A 19,707-nucleotide genomic window follows, 5' to 3' on the forward strand; every position below is an offset into this window, starting at 1 on the left:
GCCCCCACCCGGGGGCCGTCGCGTCTGCGCCGCCGGCGGTTTGCCGCCACCGGCGTTTTTGTAATACCGTGGAAACACAGCTGGCGCGCAACGGGGACGCGTGCATCGGGCAGGGGCAACAACGCCCGCAGGTGGGGTTGGTTACAGACAGACATCACGACAGCCGTCGCGCCCAACGTGGCCGGCGTTCCGGGGGAATGCATGCTGAAACACATCCGTATCGTCGCCTGCGCGCTGCTGCTGGCCGGCAGTGCCGGCGCATCCGCGCAGCAGGCCACGCAATGCCCGCTGCTGCCGTCCAGCAGCGGACTGCAGTGGCAGGAGCAGGCGCAGAGCGACTTCATCGTCTGCAAGGCCACCACCGGCGACGGCCGTACCGTCCTGAACGTGATGCTGACCGCGCGCGACCCGGCCCTGACCCTGAGCCGCGCCCTGCGCGCCGAGAAAGGCAGCTTCGCCGGCGAGAGCCTGTACTGGTACAAGCCGGACATGGGCGGACGCGAACTGCCCGGGCTGGACGCGCGGCGCATCACCACCGTCAAGCTGGCCAGGAACCGCTACGCGCAGATCTGGATCGACGCCGACGACGTCAACGAACTGGCCGCGCTGCAGCAGTTGACCGGCAACCTGGACGACGCCACGGCCAACTTCGCCGGCAAGTAAGACCTGCCGTCGCTCCCGCCAAGGCGCAGGCCAGGATGGCCGGCGCGCCGCCCTGCAGTGCCGGGCCATGCCCGGCGTGGCATTGCCCCGCTCCATGGAGCCCGCGCCGCGACCTGCGCCGAGCGAATCAGAAGCGCCCTTCCTGGTAGTCGACAAAGGCCTGCATCAACTGCTCGCGGGTATTCATCACGAACGGCCCGTGGCGCGCCACCGGCTCGCGCAGCGGACGCCCCGCCACCACGATCAGGCGCGCGCCTTCCGCGCCGGCCTGCAAGCGCAGCCCGCGGCCGCCGCCCAGCACCGCCAGTTCATGCCGCGCCACTGCGCGCGCGGACTCGCCGTCGCCCAGCGTCAGCCCGCCCTCGAACACGTAGGCGAAGGCGTTGTGCCCACCCGGCAGCTCGTACGACCACGCGCGCCCCGGCGCCAGCGCCACGTCCAGGTACAGCGGGTCGGTGGCCGGCTGCACGATCGGGCCGTGGACCTCGCCCACCTGACCTGCGATCACCTTGACGGTGACGCCTTCGGCCGGCGCCACCTGCGGGATGTGGTCCGGGGCGAATTCCTGGTACTTGGGCTCGGTCATCTTGTCGCGCGCCGGCAGGTTCACCCACAACTGGAAACCGCGCATGTGCCCGGATTCTTGCTCGGGCATCTCCGAATGCACCAGGCCGCGGCCGGCGGTCATCCATTGCACGCTGCCCGGCGTGAGCAGGCCTTCGTTGCCATGGTTGTCGCGATGGCGCATGCGCCCGTCGAGCATGTAGGTGACGGTCTCGAAACCGCGATGCGGATGCTCCGGAAAACCGGCGATATAGTCCTCGGCGCGGTCGGTGCCGAATTCGTCGAGCATCAGGAACGGGTCGAGGTCCGGCAGCGCCGGCGTGCCGATCACCCGGGTCAGGCGCACGCCGGCGCCATCGGAAGTGGGCATGCCGCGGATGGTACGCAGCACGCGCGCGAGGTTCTGGTCGCTCATGGTCAAGCCTCCCTTGCAATGTCCGGACAATGGGCGCCGCGCGCCGCCGCGCCAATCGCCACCGCCGCAACCGATCGTTCCAGCCCCGGCGTCAGCGGCGCGTCGTCGCGCCCGGCCATGCGCCGTCGCGGCACCGGCCTAAGACCAAAGTCGCACGCTTCCAGGCCGCCGGAGCGTTGACCCCCGGCCGCCGCGGGAGGACTCTTGCAACGGTCTTCCCGCGAGGTGACTCGATGAAAGGTTTCTCCAAGGCCGGATGGGCGCTGCTGTCCCTGATCGGCGCGCTCTGCCTGGGTGTCGTGGCGCTGCGCCGCGGCGAACACATCAACGCATTGTGGATCGTGGCCGCGGCGGTCTCGCTGTACCTGGTCGCGTTCCGCTACTACGGGCTGTTCATCGCCAACAAGGTGCTGGGCGTGGACCCGACCCGCGCCACCCCGGCGGTGATCCACAACGACGGCCTGGACTACGTGCCGACCAACAAGCACGTGCTGTTCGGCCACCACTTCGCGGCGATCGCCGGCGCCGGCCCGCTGGTGGGCCCGGTGCTGGCCGCGCAGATGGGCTACCTGCCCGGCACGCTGTGGCTGATCGCCGGCGTGGTGCTGGCCGGCGCGGTGCAGGATTTCATGATCCTGTTCATCTCCAGCCGCCGCAACGGCCGCTCGCTCGGCGACCTGGTGCGCGAGGAAATGGGCCCGGTGCCCGGCACCATCGCCCTGTTCGGCGTGTTCATGATCATGATCATCATCCTCGCGGTGCTGGCGATGATCGTGGTGAAGGCACTGGAAGGCAGCCCCTGGGGCATGTTCACCGTGATCGCGACGATGCCCATCGCCATCCTGATGGGCCTGTACATGCGCTACATCCGCCCCGGGAAGATCGGCGAGATCTCCATCGTCGGCCTGGTCCTGCTGCTGGCGGCGATCTGGTACGGCGGCAAGGTCGCCGCCGACCCGGTGCTGGGACCGATGTTCACCTTCACCGGCGTGCAGATCACCTGGATGCTGATCGGCTACGGTTTCGTCGCCGCGGTGCTGCCGGTGTGGCTGCTGCTGGCGCCGCGCGACTACCTGTCCACCTTCCTCAAGATCGGCACGATCGTCGGGCTGGCGATCGGCATCCTGATCGTGATGCCGGAACTGAAGATGCCGGCACTGACCCAGTTCACCGACGGCAGCGGCCCGGTGTGGAAGGGCGGCATGTTCCCGTTCCTGTTCATCACCATCGCCTGCGGCGCGGTGTCCGGCTTCCATGCGCTGATTTCCTCCGGCACCACGCCCAAGCTGCTGGCCAATGAAGGCCATGCCGCCTACATCGGCTATGGCGGCATGCTGATGGAATCGTTCGTGGCGATCATGGCGATGGTCGCGGCCTCGATCATCGAGCCGGGCATCTACTTCGCCATGAACAGCCCGGCGGCGGTGATCGGCACCGACGTGGCCAACGCCGCGCAGGTGGTCAGCAACTGGGGCTTCACCATCTCGCCCGAGCAGTTGACCGCCACCGCCGCCGAGATCGGCGAGCATTCCATCCTCTCGCGCGCCGGCGGCGCGCCGACGCTGGCGGTGGGCATCGCGCAGATCCTGCACGCGGTGCTCCCGGGCGAGAACATGATGGCGTTCTGGTACCACTTCGCCATCCTGTTCGAGGCGCTGTTCATCCTCACCGCGGTGGATGCCGGCACCCGCTCCGGCCGCTTCATGCTGCAGGACCTGCTCGGAAACTTCGTGCCGGCGCTGCGCCGCACCGATTCGTGGGTGGCCAGTTTCATCGCCACCGGCGGCTGCGTCGCGCTGTGGGGCTATTTCCTGTACCAGGGCGTCACCGATCCGCTGGGCGGCATCAACATGCTGTGGCCGCTGTTCGGCATCGCCAACCAGATGCTGGCCGGCGTCGCCCTGCTGCTGTGCACGGTGGTGCTGTTCAAGGCCAAGAAGGAGAAGTACGTCTGGGTGCCGATCATCCCGGCGATCTGGCTGCTGGTGTGCACCACCGCCGCCGGCTTCATCAAGATCTTCTCCAGCGAACCGGCGGTGGGCTTCATCGCCCAGGCGCACAAGTACCGCGACGCCATCGCCGCCGGCAACCTGCTGCCGCCGTCCAAGGACTTCGGGCAGATGCAGCAGGTGATGGTCAACAACTACATCAACGCCGGGCTCACCGCGCTGTTCCTGTTCGTGGTGTTCGCGGTGCTGGTGTATTCGGTCAAGACGATAGTCGCTGCCCGCCGCTCGCCGGTGCGCACCGACCACGAAACGCCGTACGTGGCGCTCAAGCCGCACGAGGTGGACCTGTAATGGGCACCGCCCTGGTCCCGGCCGGGCAGCACCAGGCGTTCCGCCGCACCTGGCGGCGCCTGGTGCAGACCGCGCGCCTGTGCTGCGGCGTGCCGGACTACGACAACTACGTGCGGCACATGCGCGAGAAGCACCCCGAGCGCGAGGTCATGGACTACAAGACCTTCTTCCGCGAACGCCAGGAGGCGCGCTTCGGTGGCGGCAAGGGATTCCGCTGCTGTTGAGCGCCGGCGCGATGCAGGAACGAAGAAGGCCACCGGGAGGTGGCCTTCTTCGTTTCCCGCGGCGATGCCGATGGTCCCTGCGATGCCGGGTAATGCCCGGCGGGAGCGTTTCCGGGAAGGCCCCAGCGGGGCGTTGCCCCGCTCTACAAGGCCGCTGGGTTCTGTGGCGCCGGGCAACGCCCGGCGTGGCTTGCCCGGGAAGGCTCCAGCGGGGCGATGCCCCGCTTTGCAAGGCCGCCGGGTTCTGTAGCGCCGGGCAACGCCCGGCGTGGCTTTCCCGGGAAGGCCCCAGCGGGGCGGTGCCCCGCTCTACAAGGCCGCTGGGTTCTGTGGCGCCGGGCAACGCCCGGCATGGCTTGCCCAGGAAGGCGCCAGCGGGGCGGTGCCCCGCTCTACAAGGCCGCTGGGTTCTGGGGCGCCGGGCAACGCCCGGCGTGGCTTGCCCGGGAAGGCTCCAGCGGGGCGGTGCCTCGCTCTGCAAGGCCGCCGGGTTCTGTAGCGCCGGGCAACGCCCGGCGTGGCTTTCCCGGGAAGGCCCCAGCGGGGCGGTGCCCCGCTCTACACCCGCCGCCTCAACCGCCGGCCATCGCCCGCAGGGTGATGCCGACCACGTAGGCCGCGCCGGTACCCACCGCGTAGCCCAGCGTGCCCAGCAGCACGCCCACCGGCGCCAGCGCCGGATGGAAGGCCGAGGCCAGCACCGGTGCCGAGGCCGGGCCGCCGATGTTGCTCTGCGAGGCGATGGCGAAATAGAAGAACGGCACCCGCAGCAGCTTGCCGGCCAGCCACAGCAGCACGATGTGCACGCCGATCCACAGCACGCCCAGCCCGAACAGCCACGGCTTCTCCAGCAGCGCCAGCAGGTCCATCTGCATGCCGATGCAGGCGATCAGGAAGTACAGGAACATCGAGCCCCACTTCGAGGCGCCCACGCCCTCCAGTTCGCGCGCGCGGGTGAAGCTCAGCCCCAGGCCGATGAAGGTCGCCAGCAGCACCACCCACACGAACGGCTTGTCCAGGCTCACCGACGAGGACCAGCCGACATGGGCGGCGAACCAGTCGGCCAGCGGTGCGGCCACCGCGTGCGAGATCGCCACCGCGCCGAACGCCACGCCGATCATCACCATCAGGTCGCCCAGCGCCGGGATGCGCGCATGCTGCGCCTGGTAGCTGGCGACGCGGTCGCGCAGGTCGTCCAGGGCGGTCGTATCCGCACCGCTGCGCTTGTCCATCGCCGGGGCGCGCGAGGCGAAGAAGATCAGCACCGCCATCCACACGTAGCCGACGCCGACGTCCACCACCGCGAACTGGCCGAAAGTGGTCGCATCGACCTCGAAGATCTCCTTCATCGCCAGCATGTTGGCGCCGCCGCCGATCCAGCTGCCGGCCAGCGCGGCCATGCCGCCCCAGGTGCCGCCGGCCACCGTCTCCGGATGGATGAAACCCATCAGCCAGAACGCCACCACCGCGCCGAACATGATGCTCACCACCGCCGCCACGTACATGGCCAGCATCTTCCAGCCCAGGCCGAGAATGCCCTTCAGGTCGATGGACAGGGTCAGCAGCACCAGCGCCGCCGGCAGGAACACGTCGCGCGCGATCGGGTTGTACAGGCGGGTGTTCTCGCCGTCGATCAGGCCGAAGGTGTTGTAGACCCCAGGGATGAAATAGCACAGCAGCAGCGCCGGCACGAAGCTGTAGAACTTCTTCAGCCATGGCAGGTTGCTGCTGGAGGTCCAGAAAATGGCACCCAGCGTGGCTGCGATCAGCCCGAAGACGATGATGTCGTTGTTGATGATTGCGCCGGCCGCTGCGATCGCCATCCGCTCTTCTCCCCTTCAAATCCGTGGAAGCGCCGACCTGTTGCGGACAGCGCCAATGGAAAGGGCACGCCGCAACCGGCGTGCCCTTGATTACGGCTTAAAACCGGAAACCACTCACTGGCCGATGTGCTGCTTCAGCCAGGCGTTCACGGTGTCGTGCCACAGGATGCTGTTGTTCGGCTTGAGCACCCAGTGGTTTTCGTCCGGGAAGTACAGCAGCTTGGATTCGATGCCCTTGCGCTGCAGCGCGGTGAACGTGGCCAGGCCCTGCTCGACCGGGATGCGGAAGTCCTGCTGGCCCTGCACCACCAGCATCGGCTTGCTCCAGTTGGCGACGTGGTTGACCGGGTTGAACTTCTCGTAGTTCTGCGGGACGTCGTACGGCGTGCCGCCCTGCTCCCACTCGGTGAACCACAGTTCTTCGGTGGCATAGCCCATGGCGCGCTGGTCGAACACACCGTCGTGGTTGACCAGGCACTTCCACGGCTCGTTCCAGTTGCCGGCGATCCAGTTGACCATGAAGCCGCCGTAGCTGGCGCCCAGCGCGCAGGCCTTGTCGCCATTGAGGAAGCCGTACTTCTGCTGCGCCGCGGCCCAGCCCTTCTGCAGGTCTTCCAGCGGACGGTCCCCCCAGTGCTGGCTGATCGCGTCGGTGAAGGCCTGGCCGTAGCCGGTGGAGCCGTGGAAATCGATCATCACCACCGCATAGCCCTGGCCGGCATAGGTCTGCGGGTTCCAGCGGTAGCTCCAGCCGTTGCCGAAGCTGCCCTGCGGGCCACCGTGGATCAGGAACGCGACCGGGTACTTCTTGCCTTCCTGGTAGTCGTGCGGCTTGACCACGTAACCGTGCACGGTCTCGTCGTTCCAACCCTTGAACGAGAACTGCTCGAACTCGCCGAATTTCACGTCCGGCAGCATCTCGCCGGCGCTCGGGGTAATCGCGCGCACCGGCGAACCCGGTGCGCTGCTGGTGACGGCATACACCTGGTCGCCGCTCTGCAGGGTATTGCGGGTAAACGCCAAGGTGCGGCCAGCAACGTCGAAGCCGCTGATCGAACCATCGCCGACAGCCTTCACCACCGTACCGCGCTCAATATTGATGCCGAACAGCGGGTGTTCGCCCATATCCTGCGCGGTTGTAAGGATGGTCGTGCCATCGTAGGCCAGCGTGATGCCATCGGCAGAGCGGTCCCACTGCGGCGCGATCTCGCGCACCTTGCCGCTGGTCAGGTCCAGGGCCATCAGGCCGAAGCGGTCGGCCTCGAAGCCCGGGCGCTTCATCGCGCGGTAGTACAGGGTCTTGCCGTCGGCGCTGAACACCGGGCCGGCGTCCCAGGCCGGGTTGGCGGCGGTCAGGTTGACCGGCGCCTTCTTGCCGGCGGCGTCGAGCTGGTACAGGTCGAAGTTGGTCGACCACGGCTCCTGGCTGCCCTGCACGCGGATGCTGGCCACCACCGATTTGCCGTCGGGCGACCAGACGAAGTCGTCATTGCCGCCGAACGGCTTGGACGGCGCGTCGCCAGCCAGCGTCGCGCTGATCGCCGAAGCCCCCTTCACCGCGGCTGCGCCGGCTGCCGGCAGCGGCGCCACGAACAGCGTGTTGCGGCGGCCGTCCGCCCAGGTGTCCCAATGGCGGACGAACATGCCGTCGAACACCTTGCCGCTGCTCTTCAGCGCCTTGCCGGTATCCAACCGCTTGCTGGTGCATTCCAGGTCCGAGCCGCAGTCCTGGAACACGTCGGCGCTGAACAGCACGCGGTCGCCCTGCGGCGAGATGCGGTAGCTGTCCACGTCCAGGGCGAAATCGGTGAGCTGGCGCGGCTGGCCGCCGGCCAGCGGCATCACGTACAGCTGCTGGCTGCCGTTCCGGGCGCTGAGGAAATAGACGTTCTGGCCTTCGATCGCGGCCGAGTTGACGTTCCAGCCTTCCGGCGACAGCTGCTTCGGCGGGGCCATGTCGCGGGTGCGCAGGTCGCGGATCCACAGGCTGCTGCTGGCCTTCAGGTCGGCATCGACCACGCGCTTGGCGAAGATCACCTGCGCGCCATCGGCGGTGAGCAGCGGCGCGGACACGCGGTCCAGCTTCACCATGTCGCGGACTTCGAAGCCGCGGGCGCTGGCCAGCGAGGGCAGCGCGGCGAGCAGGCACAACGGCAGCAGGGCGTGACGGAGCTTCATGGGATTCTCCCGGAACAAGGCAAACCATGGATGGTAGGCGGGGCCGGCGCCGTCGTGCAAAGGCTTGAAGTCATGCCCGCGCCTGCCGCCTGCAAAAGCAAAGCCCCGCCGGAGCGGGGCTTTGCGCGTGGAAACGCGGGCCGGGCCGGGATCAGCCCTGGGCCGGAGCGGCCTGTTCGCCCTTCTTGCCGACCCGGTACAGCAGCCAGCCGACCAGGAACAGCACCGCCAGGCCCACCCACTGCGCCGAGGCGCCCAGGCTGAGCGGCAGCGCCAGCGCGTCCGGGTTCTGGGTGATGACGATGGGCAGGGCGATGGCGATGCCCATCAGCGCCTCGCCGGTGATCAGGCCGGCCGAGAACAGTACGCCGGGGCGATGCACGCGGTCTAGCGCGGTCTCGTCGTCGGCGCGCACCTTGTGGAAGCGCGCGACCAGATGCGCCAGCAGGCCGCCGAGGAAGATCGGCACCATCAGCTCCAGCGGCAGGTAGATGCCGATGGCCGCGGCCAGCACCGGCACGCGGAAGCGCTTGCCGGTCTTCTTCAGCCAGCCGTCGATGGCGATCACCACCGCGCCGATGACGCCGCCGATGATGATCATGGTCCAGGGCAGTTCGCCGCCGAACAGGCCCTTGGCCACCGAGGCCATCAGGTTGGCCTGCGGCGCCGGCAGGGTCTTGGAACCGATGCCATAGGCTTCCTGCAGCAGGTTCAGCACCGGCGCCATGATCAGGGCGCAGGAGAACGCGCCGATGCCCAGCATCAGCTGCTGCTTCCACGGCGTGGCGCCGACCAGGTAGCCGGTCTTGAGATCCTGCAGGTTGTCGCCGCCGACCGCGGCCGCGCAGCACACCACCGCGCCGATCATGATCGCCGCCACCGCGCCCAGTGGCGCGCCGCCGACCTGCACCTTGCCGCCCTCGCCCAGCAGCATCAGCAGCACCACCGAGGCGAACAGGATGGTGGCGATGGTGATGCCCGAGACCGGGTTGTTGGACGAGCCGACCAGGCCGGCCAGGTAACCGGACACCGAAACGAACAGGAAGCCGGCCACGATCATGATGATCGTCATCGGCACGCTGACGTGCCACTGGCCGACGATGGCCTGGTACAGGGCCAGCAGCGGCAGCACGAACAGCACCAGCGCCACCAGCATCCACTTCATCGGCAGGTCGCGCTCGGTCTCGGCCAGCTGCGTGGCGCCGGCGCTCTTGCGCGCGGCCGCGAAGCCGCTCTTGATGCCGGCCAGCAGCGACTTGCGCAGCGAGAACAGGGTCCACACCCCGCCCACCAGCATTGCGCCGACGCCGAGGAAGCGGATCTTGGACGACCAGATGGCGAAGGCCGCGTCGGCTGCCGGCGCGCCGGCGATGCCGGCGGCCAGTTGCGGGTCGCTGCCCAGGAACAGGGCGTTGTAAAGCGGGATGGCGATGTGCCAGGACAGGATCGCACCGGACAGCACCACGATGCCGACGTTCAGGCCGACGATGTAGCCCACGCCCAGCAGCGCCGGCGACAGGCCGGTGCCGAGGTAGCCGATCACCTTGTTGTTGGCGAAATAGCCGGCGATCGCCCAGCTGTCGGGAATGACCTTGAGGCCGTTGGCGGCCGCCAGCTTGACCATGCCGCCGATGGCGGCGGAAACGCCGAGGATCTTCAGCCCCGGACCGGGGTTCTCGCCGGCCTTGAGCACTTCGGCCGCGGCCTTGCCCTCGGGGAACGGCAGCGGGTCCTCGACGATCATCGAGCGCCGCAGCGGCACCGAGAACAGCACGCCCAGCAGGCCGCCGAGGCCGGCGATGCCCAGCACCCACCAGTATTTGAAGTCCGGCCAGTAGCCCATCAGGATCAGCGCCGGGATGGTGAAGATCACGCCCGCGGCGATCGACGAGCCGGCAGAGGCGCCGGTCTGGACGATGTTGTTCTCCAGGATGGTGCCGCCGCCGAGCAGGCGCAGCACGCCCATCGAGACGACGGCGGCGGGAATGGCCGTGGCCACCGTCAGGCCGGCGAACAGGCCCAGATAGGCGTTGGCGGCGGACAGCACGACCGCCAGCACGATGGCGAGGACCACCGCGCGGAAGGTGAGCTGCGGAGGTGCAGCATTGTTCATGGAAGGTTTCCCGCTGGCAAAAAACGCTGTCACGCTAACGTCCGCTTAACGGCAAGTCCAGTCGTGCCGCAGCATGCGGCCGGCGGCGGGCAGCGCGCCAAACCGCAGGAGCGCACCGCGATGCGCAGTGGGGCTTTGCCGGTAATGCCGGTTCGCGCACTGGAATGCGCTTCGGCGGGTGGATGGCCGCGGATCGGCGCCCCGCGCCGCACCCGGCTCCTATACTTCCCACCGATTCCGCCGCCGGCTCCCCGATGCACGCCACTCCCGCCTCCCCGTCCAGAGACTTCCTCGGCCACCCCAAGGGCGTCTATGTCTGCTTCTTCACCGAGATGTGGGAGCGTTTTTCCTTCTACGGGATGAAGGCGCTGCTGCTGTTGTACCTGACCAAGTACCACCTGTTCGGCGACAAGGCCGGCCTGGACCTGCTGGGTGCCTATGGCGGGCTGGTGTATTGCGTACCGGTGTTCGGCGGCCTGCTCGCCGACCGCTGGCTGGGCATGCGCAAGGCCGTGGTGTTCGGCGGTATCCTGCTGGTGCTGGGCCATCTGGGCATGGCCTTCGAAGGCCACGCCGCGCACCATGCCGGCGGCGAGGTGGTGCGCGACGACACCGCGCTGGGCGCGACCTACCTGTCGCTGGCGCTGATCATCATGGGCGTGGGCTTCCTCAAGCCCAACATCTCCACCATCGTCGGCAAACTCTATCCGGAGAACGACCCGCGCCGCGACTCGGGCTTCTCGCTGTTCTACGCCGGCATCAACCTCGGCGCGCTGTTCGCCTCGCTGGTCTGCGGTTTCCTCGGCGAAGCCTATGGCTGGAAGTACGGCTTCGGTGCCGCCGGCATCGGCATGCTGGTCGGGCTGGCGATGTTCCTGTGGGGCCAGAAATACCTGCAGGGCCACGCCGAACCGCCGCAGCCGGCGACGCTGCGCGAGCGCGTGGCCGGGCTGCCGCGCGAATGGCTGATCTACGCCATCGCCATCGCCTGCGTGCTGCCGGTGGCGGCGCTGATGTGGGCCGCGGCCAACGGCGCATTCGCCCTGGGCGGCGAAATCAGCCTGGCGCTGATGCTGATGGTCGTGGTGCTGGGCGGGGTGCTGCTGTGGTTCGCCTGGTTCACCGGCACCCGCTGCACGCCGGTGCAGCGCCAGCAGATGATCGCGCTGATGGCGCTGATCTTCATGGCGCTGGTGTTCTTCACCCTGTACGAGCAGACCTATGGTTCGTGGGTCACCTTCACCGACCGCCTGCTGACCAAGGACCTGGTGCCGTCGCTGGTGATCCGCGACGGCACGCCGCTGCCGTGGTCGATCGCCTCGCTGCTGCTGGCGCCGCTGGGTTTCGTGGTCGCCGCGCGCCTGTCCGAGCGCGACCCTGCCTCCAATGCGCCGCGCGTGCTGTTCGCCGTCATCGTCGCGGCGATGCTGGCGATGCTGGTGCGCGACTGCCTGGTGCTGCCGCAGACCGCCGGTTCGCTGACCTACCTCGGCGCGCTGTTCCTGGTACTGCTGGCGCCGTTGTTCGCCGCGCTGTGGGCATGGCTGGACAAGCGCGGGCTGGATCCGTCCAAGCCGCTGAAGTCCTCGTTCGGGCTGGTGTTCGGCGCGCTGTCGTTCGTACCGCTGGCGCTGGCCGCGCAGCACGTCGGCGCCACCGGGCAGATGGCCAGCGTGTGGTGGCTGGTACTGGCCTACCTGGTCCTGGAGATCGGCGAGATGTGCCTGTCGCCGGTGGGCCTGTCGGCAGTCACCCAGCTCGCCGCGCCGCGCGTGGTCAGCCTGATGATGGGTACCTGGTTCCTGGCCACCGCCTTCTCCGAGACCCTGGCCGCCCTGTTCGGCAAGCTCGCCGCCATCGACGTGCCCGAAGGCGAGGTGATGGACATCGCCCAGGCCGCGGCCCGCTACGAACACCTGTTCTGGCTGCTGATGTGGATCGGCCTGGGCTGCGCCGTGCTCGCCCTGCTCGCCTCGCCGCTGCTCAAGCGGATGATGCACGGGGTGCGTTGAGCGCGCGCCATGGCGGAGACGACAACGGCGCCGCGAGGCGCCGTTGCTTCTCCTGCAGCCGGTGTATCGGGCCTACTTCGCGGTGTCGCCACCCAGGTGCCGGGAGAGGAACGTCAACAACTTGCCGTAGTACTCGCGCTGGTGTGGCTCGGTATAGAAGCCGTGGCCCTCGGTGTCGTAGTAAAGCGACTCGACCGGGACGCCGGCCTTTTTCAAGGCCGCCTCCATCATCCGGGTATGTTCGACAGGCGCGACCTCGTCCTCCCCACCCGCCGCGAGGAACACCGGGACCTTGATCCGTTCCGCCAGGCGGTTGGGTGAAACGGCCGCCAGGGCCGCCATGTCATCGCCCACCCAGTCCCTGGACCAGTTCCCGAGGCTGCGGCGCTTGCGGCCCGTCTCGCGCTGCATCATCGGCAGGTCGTAGACACCGACATAGCCGGCCGCGCAGCGATACAGCGACGGCTCCTTCGCCACCCCCATCAGCGCCGCATAAGCCCCATAACTGGCGCCATAGATGCAGATCTTCGCCCGGTCCGCGTGACCCTGCTCGATCGCCCATCGCGTGGCATCGGTCAGGTCGTCCTGCATGGTGCCGCCCCACTGCCGGGCGCCCGCCTTCTGGAACGCCAGGCCGTAGTTGCCCGACCCCCGGTAATTGACCTGCATGACGGCATAGCCGGCGGCCGCCAGCATCTGCGCATCGCTGTCGTATTGCCACGCATCGAAGATGCCGAAAGGCCCGCCATGCGGCATCACCACCATCGGCAGCGCTCCGGCCACGCCACGCGGCCGGGTCAGATAGCCATGGACGGCCAGTCCGTCACGGGCCTTGAAGGTGAACGGTTCGACATTGGCCGCCTTGTCCGGGTCTATCCAGCTGCCCCTGCTCACCACATGGGCCACTTTCTTCTGCGCCGTGTCGAACAGGTAGAAATCTCCCGGGCTGTTGCCCGACCACACCCGGATCAGCAGCAGTTTTCCATCACGGGTGCTGGACGTGATGCGGACGGACTGGCCGGGAAAGGCTGCCTCCAGACTGCGGTACTGGCGGGCTTCCGGCGAACCGTCATCGAAGAACAGGTTGCGGTGCAGCCCATCCATCACCTGCGCCCCCACCGGGATCAACGTGCCGTTGCGGTGGATGATCGACAGCGGATCGGCGCCGGCATGATGCAGCACGGTCGCGCGCACTCCGGTCGCCGGCTCCCAGGAAACAATGCGGTCGGTACCGCTGTCCTCGCCCCGGACCTGCAGGTAGGCGAGCCGGTTGTCCTGCGAGAATCCCAGCGGGATCTCGATCCGCCCGCTGGCGCTCTGCTCGTTGATCAGGCGCCAGTCACTGCCCGCGGCGTCGCGGTAATACAGCTTGCTGACGTTGTCCGTGTCGGCGCCATATGCCAGGCGGACCTCCCCGGCGCTGTCGGTGACGAAGCTCGCGCGCCGCACCGGCGCGCGCGCCAGCGGGGTACGGCGACCGCTGCGCACGTCCAGTTTCTCGGCGCGGGTGAACGGATCGTCCCCCTGCAAAGGCCACACGGAGATCACCGCGTAGCGGTCGTCACCCGGCAGCGCGTCGGTCAGGAAAGCGGCCACATCCTCGACCGTCTTCGGCTGGATGCGCGTGCCTGCGCCATTGCCCTGCACGCGGAATCCAACCAGCAGATCGGCCTGCCCTCCGTCGGCATTCATCGCATAGATCTCGCCGGTCGGCTGCGGCTGGTCGAGCATGCCGAATTTCTCGGCGATACCGATCAGCACGCGCTGGTCGTTCACCCAATCGAAGCTGTTCACGTGCGCGTTGCGGCGCGGCTTGAACACACCGGCCGCCTTGAGGTCGGTGCGCCGGAAGATCGCCAGCGCCGTGCTGTCCTCCAGCGGCACCGTGGCGGCGTAGTACTCGCCGGAAGGAGAGATCCTGATCTCCCCGAACTGGTCCTTGCGGATGAATTGCTCCAGGTCCACTGCGGCGCACGCGTCCACCGCCAACGTCGACAAGGCCAGCAGCAGCCCCCGTTTCCATGCCTTCATTCCATGCTCCCCGCCGGACATCCGGTCCATCTCACCGGGATTCTAGCCACGCGACGGGCCGGCGTACATGTAGCTCACCGGGGAGTCGGCACCACAGTGCGGGAGGGAACTGCAAGTACGCTCCGCGACGTCCTCGCCGGGTCGCGGAGCGCATGGCATGGGGACGGCGCGCCATCCACCCGCCGCCGCCGGGTCAGAAATCGATGTCCAGATTCACGTAGACCGCGCGGCCCTGGATGCCATAGATGTTCTGGTAGAACGGGTACCAGGTCATGCTCGCGTCCTTCGGTCCATAGCGGTCGAACAGGTTGGTCACGTCCACGCCCAGGCGCACGTTGTCGGTGATCTTCTTCGACAGGCCCGCGTTCCACTGCACATAGGATGGCAGCTTGGCGCTGGCCTGGTAGTTCACCCGCGCCCCGTTGCGGTAGCCATAGACACTGGCCGTCCAGTCGTCCCGGTTCCAGCCCACGGTCCAGTTGGTGCGGGAACGGAAGGCCAGCGGCTGGTCGCCGCAGCTGTAGGTCGCCGAATAGGAACACCCCATGTAGTCCTGCCAGGGGTCGCCGGCCGCGACCTGCACGTCGTAGGCCAGGGTCCGGCTGTAGCCGGCGTTGAGGCTGAAGTCGCCGTACGCGCCCCAGCTCCAGGCATACCTCAGGCTGGCATCCACGCCCTTGGTGCGCACGCCGGCCTGGTTGATCGCATCGAGGAAGTACTCGGTGACGCCACCGGCCGCATCGCGCTGCACATAAGCCAGGTAGATCGCGCACGCGCCCGAATTCGGATCGACCGCGGTGCCGTCCACGCGCCGCCCCAGCAGGCAGCTGGCGTTCTCGCTCATCAGGGTCGCGGTATCCAGGTACTGGCTCTTGCCCTTGAGCTTGATTTCCCAGTAATCGGCGCTGAGCGACAGTTTGTCAGTGACGTCCCAGACGATGCCCAGGCCGTTGGAGGTCGCGGTCTCTTCATGCAGGCGGCTGTTGTTGCCGCCTTCCACGTACCATGCGCTTTCGTGGTGATCGGAGGCGCACTGGGCCAGCCCCGCCGTCGTGGTCAGGTCCAGGCCGTCGAGGCGGCACAGGTAGTAGTTGGTGATGTAGTCGTCGTAGTTGGTCACCGGTTCGCCGTACAGCCACATGATGTTCGGCGCCATGAAGCTGGTCTGGCGGCTGGCGCGCAGCAGCAGGCTGTCGAACGGCCGCCATTCCAGGCTGGCCTGCCAGGTGGTCGCGTCGCCCACGTCGGAGATGTCGTCGTATTTGTCCCAGCGCCCGGCCACGTTCGCGACCAGGCGCTGCAGCAGCGGGATGCGGAACTCGACACCGGCGCCATAACGGTCGCGCGGCCCGCCGCCGGATACGCCGGTGTGGTTGAAGGTCTTGTCGGCGCCCGCGTACGTGCTCAGGCTGCGCCGGTCCGGCCGCAGCTCATATTTGGAATGGGAGGCTTCGAACACCGAGGCCATCTCCACGTCGCCGGCCGGCAGCGCGAACAGCGAACCACTGAGGACGAACTGCGCCTGCGCGGTCTGCGACAGGTTGCGGTTGTGGATGGTGTCCACCATCGATGCGTACTGCTCGGGACTTACCCGCCCGAACAGCACCGCCGGATCGATCCGGTACAGCGGTGCGCCGTCGACCTCGCCCAACGCCTCGCCGAACAGGTAGCGATGGACGCGGTCGGTGATCAGCTGCTTCCAGCTGCTCTTCATCTCGTCGCGCGACAGGCTCACGCTGGCATCCCAGTCGAAGCGGTCGCCGATCGTGCCGCGCACGCCGGCGTTGGCGCTGATCGTGGTCTCCTCCCATACCCGCATCGGCGCGCCGCCGATGTCGTTGGGATCGAGCGCGCGCCAGTACTCGAACTGGCCGATCTCCACGTCGTAGGCGCTGCCGGCGTTGTACAGGTACATGCTGGTGCGGTGCGCGGCCTCGCTGCGGGAACGCTGCACCAGCAGTTGCCCGTACCCCTCCACGTCGTCGCTGAAACGGAAGTGGCCCGACACGTAGGCCGACGTCTTGTCGTGCTTGTTGGCCAGCGTATCGCCGTCGTAATAGTTGGCGTTGCCGCAGGCATTGGGCAGCGCGGCGCTGGATGAGCCGTACATCGGGAAATAGTTGCGCCCCATGTTGCGGCAGGTATGTTCCAGCGCCGTCGCGGCGGTCGCCGGATCGACGTCGCCGGCGTAGAGCAGGCGGCCGTCCTTGCCCAGCCAGTAATAGTCGTTGTAGCCGGCATCCATCAACGCGGTGTCCAGCCCGAAAGTGGGGCGGTCGGTGCCGGCATTGCCCGGCGCGTTCATGCCGGTGCGGATGATGTTGCCGCGCTGCCAGGAGAAGATCGGCTCGCGGTTGAGCTGTTCGAACGCATAGGTGACGCTGCCGCGGTCCCACGCCTTGCCGCCGCTGAACTGGAACTGCCCGGTATCGCCGCCCCCGCGCGTCGTGGTCCCGCCGCGCACGCGCAGGTGGTTACCCTCCCAGTTGTCGCGGGTGACGATGTTGACCACGCCGGCGACGGCGTCGGAACCATAGATGGCCGACGCGCCGCCGTTGAGCACCTCGATGCGCTCGACCACCACCGCCGGAATGCTGCCCACGCTCACGCCGGTGGATGCGGCGCCCGAACTGGCCGCGTACTCGGTCATGCGCTTGCCGTTGAGCAGGATCAGCTGGTAGCCGACGCCCAGTCCGCGCAGGTTGAGGAACGAGGCATCGGGTTGGGTGGAGCTGGCGTTGAATTCGCCGCCGACGACATCGCCGTTGAACTGGGTCAGGGTCTGCAGCGCTTCGGCCACCGTGCTGTAGCCCTGCTTCTTGATGTCCTCACCGGTGATCACCACCACCGGCGACGGGCCTTCGACTTCGGCGCGCTTGATGCGCGAGCCGGTGACCTCGACCTTGTCCAGGGTGCGGGCGGCATCGGTGCTTTCGCCGCCTTCGCGGGTCGCGGCCGGCGTCGCCTGCTGGGCATGCGCGGCGCCGGCGGCCAATGCCGCGGCGGGCATCGCCAGGACCATGAGGATCGCCACTCCCAGGCGACGGCGCTGCGGTTGTTGGTGGCGGCTGGACATCATGGTTCGTCTCCCCGGTTGCTCGGCATGAATCGGCTGGGTGGCGTTGCGGCGATGGCGATATGTGGCGCAGGACGCTCCTGTCCTGCTTCCGGGCACGGACGCGGTTGTCGGCGCTGCACCTGGCAACGCCGGATGCCATGCCCGACCCGGAAGGTTCCGGTCGCACGGCGGCAGCCGTCGCGGCGAGCCTGCGGGCCGCGTTTTCCCGGAACGTGCCATCGATCCTAGGCGCTGCCCGGCCGGCCGCGCATCGGGAGAAACCCCGATTCTTCGCACGCGGAAGCGACTTTCGCAGGCATCGGCCGGTCGCATCGGAAACAATGAAAAACAGCTTGAAAAAAGCATCTTCAAACCGCCTTGATGCGCTCGCGGATGCGGTATGGTTGCCGCGGCCGGCATGCATGACAGCAATGCGGAATCCGTCCATGGCGCCCTGCGTACCGCGCTTTCCGATCGCTCCGCGCCCGCAGGCGCCGCGATGCACGGCAGTCACCACCTTTTCGAACAGACCGGGGAAAAGATGAAGATCCAGGCACCTCGCGCGACCATTCTGGCGCTCGCGCTGTTCTCCATCGCAGACGCGCACGCGCAGCCCGCTGCTCCGGCGCCCGCCGCCAGCCGCGGCTGCGGCATGGCCGCATCCGCCGAAACGGGCGATGCGCTGGCCAGGCGCGAAGCATTCGATGCGGCGATGCGCGCCCACGCCATTCCCGGCGCGCAGTTGATCCATACGCGCGGGGGAATCTCCGAGGCGTATTGCCATGGCGTACTGAAAAGCGGCACGGCGGCGAAGGTAGGCGGCGATACGGTTTTCCAGGCAGCCTCGCTGTCCAAGGTCGTCGGCGCCTACATCGCGCTGCGCCTGGTCGATGAAGGGAAACTCGACCTGGACACGCCGCTGTGGGATTACTGGCATTCGGAAAGAACCCGGGACAACCCGCTAGCGCGCAGGATCACCGCGCGCATGGTGCTCAACCACACCAGCGGACTGCGCAACTGGCAGATATCGCCGTCGGATCCGGCGATCGACCGCACGCCGCTGGAAAGCAGATTCGCGCCCGGCGAGCACTACGCCTATTCCGGCGAGGGCTTCTACCTGCTGCAGCGCACCCTCGAACACATCACCGGGTCGAGCTGGAACGCGCTAGCCGCGCGCGAGGTGTTCTCGCGGTTCGACATGCCCAGCAGCAGTTACCTCACCGACCACGCCTTCGACGCGCGCAACGCATCCGGCCACGACAAGGACGGCACGCCCGAACCGGACCGTGTGTTCGCCTGGGAGAACACGGCGTGGACGCTGGTCACCAACGCCCACGACTACGACAACTTCATCCAGAAGGCGCTGTATCGCGGCGAAGGACTGAAGCCGGCCACGCACGCGCTGATGTTCGCGCCCTCCAGCGATGCCGACGATCCGGCCTCGCCCAGCCCGGCCGACCCGTTCATCGCCTGGGGACTCGGCGTCGGCCTGCAGGACGCCGACGGCAGGCAACTGGTCTGGCACTGGGGCGACAACCCCGGCTTCAAGGCGCTGTTCATGCTCGACCCGGCCAGCGGCGAGAGCCTGGTGCTGTTCACCAACAGCGAGAACGGGCCGGCCGCCTACAAGCAGGTACTGCGCGCGTTCATGGGGCCGGGCGACTACCCGGCCGTCGACTGGTCAAGCGCGCAGGACTGAAGCCGCATGCGGAAGGCCGGCCGCGGACATGCCGCGACCGGCCTGGTGGTTGCGATCAACGCGCGCTCAACCCCAGAGCGCCGGTTCCGGCATCGACATGCGCCCGCGCTGGTAGACGATGCCGCCCGGCCAATCCTCGGCCTGCAGCCAGGGGCCGTCCAGGTCACAGACTTCGCACAGCTGCGCCAGCACCATGCCCGGTGCGACCGACACCGAACCGCCCAGCATGCAGCCCACCATGAGCCGGAAACCCGCCGCGCGCGCCGCCGCGGCCAGCTCCAGCGCGGCGGTGAGGCCGCCGGTCTTGTCCAGCTTGATGTTGACGAACTGGTAGCGGCCGACCAGTCCCGGGAGATCGTCCAGCGTGGACAGCGCTTCGTCGGCGCAGACCGGAATCGCGCCGTCGTAGCCGCGCAGTCCGTCGCTGTGCGCCACCGCTACCGGCTGCTCGAGCAGGTCCACGCCGAACGGCCGCAGGGCCGGTACGTAAGCCCGCAGTTCGTCCACGCTCCACGACTGGTTGGCATCGACGATCAACCGCGCCCGCGGCGCGCCGCGGCGCCCCGCGGCCCCCGCGGCCAGCGGCGAGCCCTTGCCCACCTTCACCGTGAGCCACGGGTAGTCGGC

12 protein-coding genes are annotated in these 19,707 nt (G+C 68.1%); 5 read left to right on the forward strand and 7 right to left on the reverse strand.

All coding sequences use genetic code 11. The features are described 5' to 3' along the window. Positions 1–201 precede the first annotated feature (201 nt). Entirely contained in the window at positions 202–663 is a 462-nt protein-coding gene (locus QMX80_RS12760) for a hypothetical protein (protein WP_282277427.1), read from the forward strand. A gap of 127 nt (positions 664–790) precedes the next feature. Here QMX80_RS12760 and QMX80_RS12765 read toward each other — a convergent pair whose 3' ends face one another. Beyond that, the gene (locus QMX80_RS12765) at positions 791–1,642 is read right to left on the reverse strand and encodes a pirin family protein (protein WP_282277429.1); all 852 of its coding nucleotides are present in this window, start codon (positions 1,640–1,642) and stop codon (positions 791–793) included. 233 nt (positions 1,643–1,875) lie between these two features. On the opposite strand from QMX80_RS12765, the gene QMX80_RS12770 reads away from it, so the two are divergent. Next, positions 1,876–3,942, forward strand: coding sequence for a carbon starvation CstA family protein (locus QMX80_RS12770; protein WP_055768106.1), 2,067 nt, complete (start codon positions 1,876–1,878; stop codon positions 3,940–3,942). Beyond that, on the forward strand, positions 3,942–4,166 hold the full coding sequence (locus tag QMX80_RS12775) for a CstA-like transporter-associated (seleno)protein (protein WP_054664081.1): 225 nt from the start codon (positions 3,942–3,944) through the stop codon (positions 4,164–4,166). Before QMX80_RS12770 ends, QMX80_RS12775 begins: the two co-directional genes overlap by 1 nt. A gap of 572 nt (positions 4,167–4,738) precedes the next feature. On the opposite strand, the gene QMX80_RS12780 is transcribed toward QMX80_RS12775, so the two are convergent. From QMX80_RS12780 to QMX80_RS12790, 3 genes are all read right to left on the reverse strand, one after another. Further along, entirely contained in the window at positions 4,739–5,989 is a 1,251-nt protein-coding gene (locus QMX80_RS12780) for a DUF819 family protein (protein WP_055768103.1), read from the reverse strand. A gap of 114 nt (positions 5,990–6,103) precedes the next feature. Further along, complete coding sequence (locus QMX80_RS12785) at positions 6,104–8,167, reverse strand: S9 family peptidase (protein ID WP_282277431.1); 2,064 nt, start codon at positions 8,165–8,167, stop codon at positions 6,104–6,106. A 151-nt stretch (positions 8,168–8,318) separates the two neighbouring features. Then, a complete protein-coding gene (locus QMX80_RS12790; protein ID WP_282277433.1) occupies positions 8,319–10,280 on the reverse strand; it encodes an oligopeptide transporter, OPT family in 1,962 nt (653 codons plus the stop codon). Between the two features lie 254 nt (positions 10,281–10,534). Here QMX80_RS12790 and QMX80_RS12795 point away from each other — a divergent pair, with 254 nt between their 5' ends. Further along, the gene (locus QMX80_RS12795) at positions 10,535–12,292 is read left to right on the forward strand and encodes an oligopeptide:H+ symporter (protein WP_282277434.1); all 1,758 of its coding nucleotides are present in this window, start codon (positions 10,535–10,537) and stop codon (positions 12,290–12,292) included. Positions 12,293–12,364: 72 nt separating this feature from the next. Here QMX80_RS12795 and QMX80_RS12800 read toward each other — a convergent pair whose 3' ends face one another. Both QMX80_RS12800 and QMX80_RS12805 read right to left on the reverse strand, forming a co-directional pair. Next, positions 12,365–14,323 carry a S9 family peptidase gene (locus QMX80_RS12800; RefSeq protein ID WP_282277435.1) on the reverse strand — a complete coding sequence of 653 codons (1,959 nt, stop codon included), beginning with the start codon at positions 14,321–14,323 and terminating at the stop codon, positions 12,365–12,367. A 193-nt stretch (positions 14,324–14,516) separates the two neighbouring features. Continuing rightward, on the reverse strand, positions 14,517–17,402 hold the full coding sequence (locus QMX80_RS12805) for a TonB-dependent receptor (protein WP_282277436.1): 2,886 nt from the start codon (positions 17,400–17,402) through the stop codon (positions 14,517–14,519). Positions 17,403–17,922: 520 nt separating this feature from the next. Between QMX80_RS12805 and QMX80_RS12810 the strand changes: the two genes are divergently transcribed. Then, positions 17,923–19,080 carry a serine hydrolase domain-containing protein gene (locus QMX80_RS12810; RefSeq protein ID WP_282277437.1) on the forward strand — a complete coding sequence of 386 codons (1,158 nt, stop codon included), beginning with the start codon at positions 17,923–17,925 and terminating at the stop codon, positions 19,078–19,080. Between the two features lie 66 nt (positions 19,081–19,146). Here the strand turns inward: QMX80_RS12810 and QMX80_RS12815 are convergent. Continuing rightward, the coding region (locus QMX80_RS12815; RefSeq protein WP_282277438.1) for an enolase C-terminal domain-like protein at positions 19,147–19,707 on the reverse strand (561 nt) is incomplete at its 5' end.

This window comes from Stenotrophomonas sp. PS02297, assembly GCF_029959705.1.
Taxonomy (GTDB): Bacteria; Pseudomonadota; Gammaproteobacteria; order Xanthomonadales; family Xanthomonadaceae; genus Stenotrophomonas; species Stenotrophomonas nitritireducens.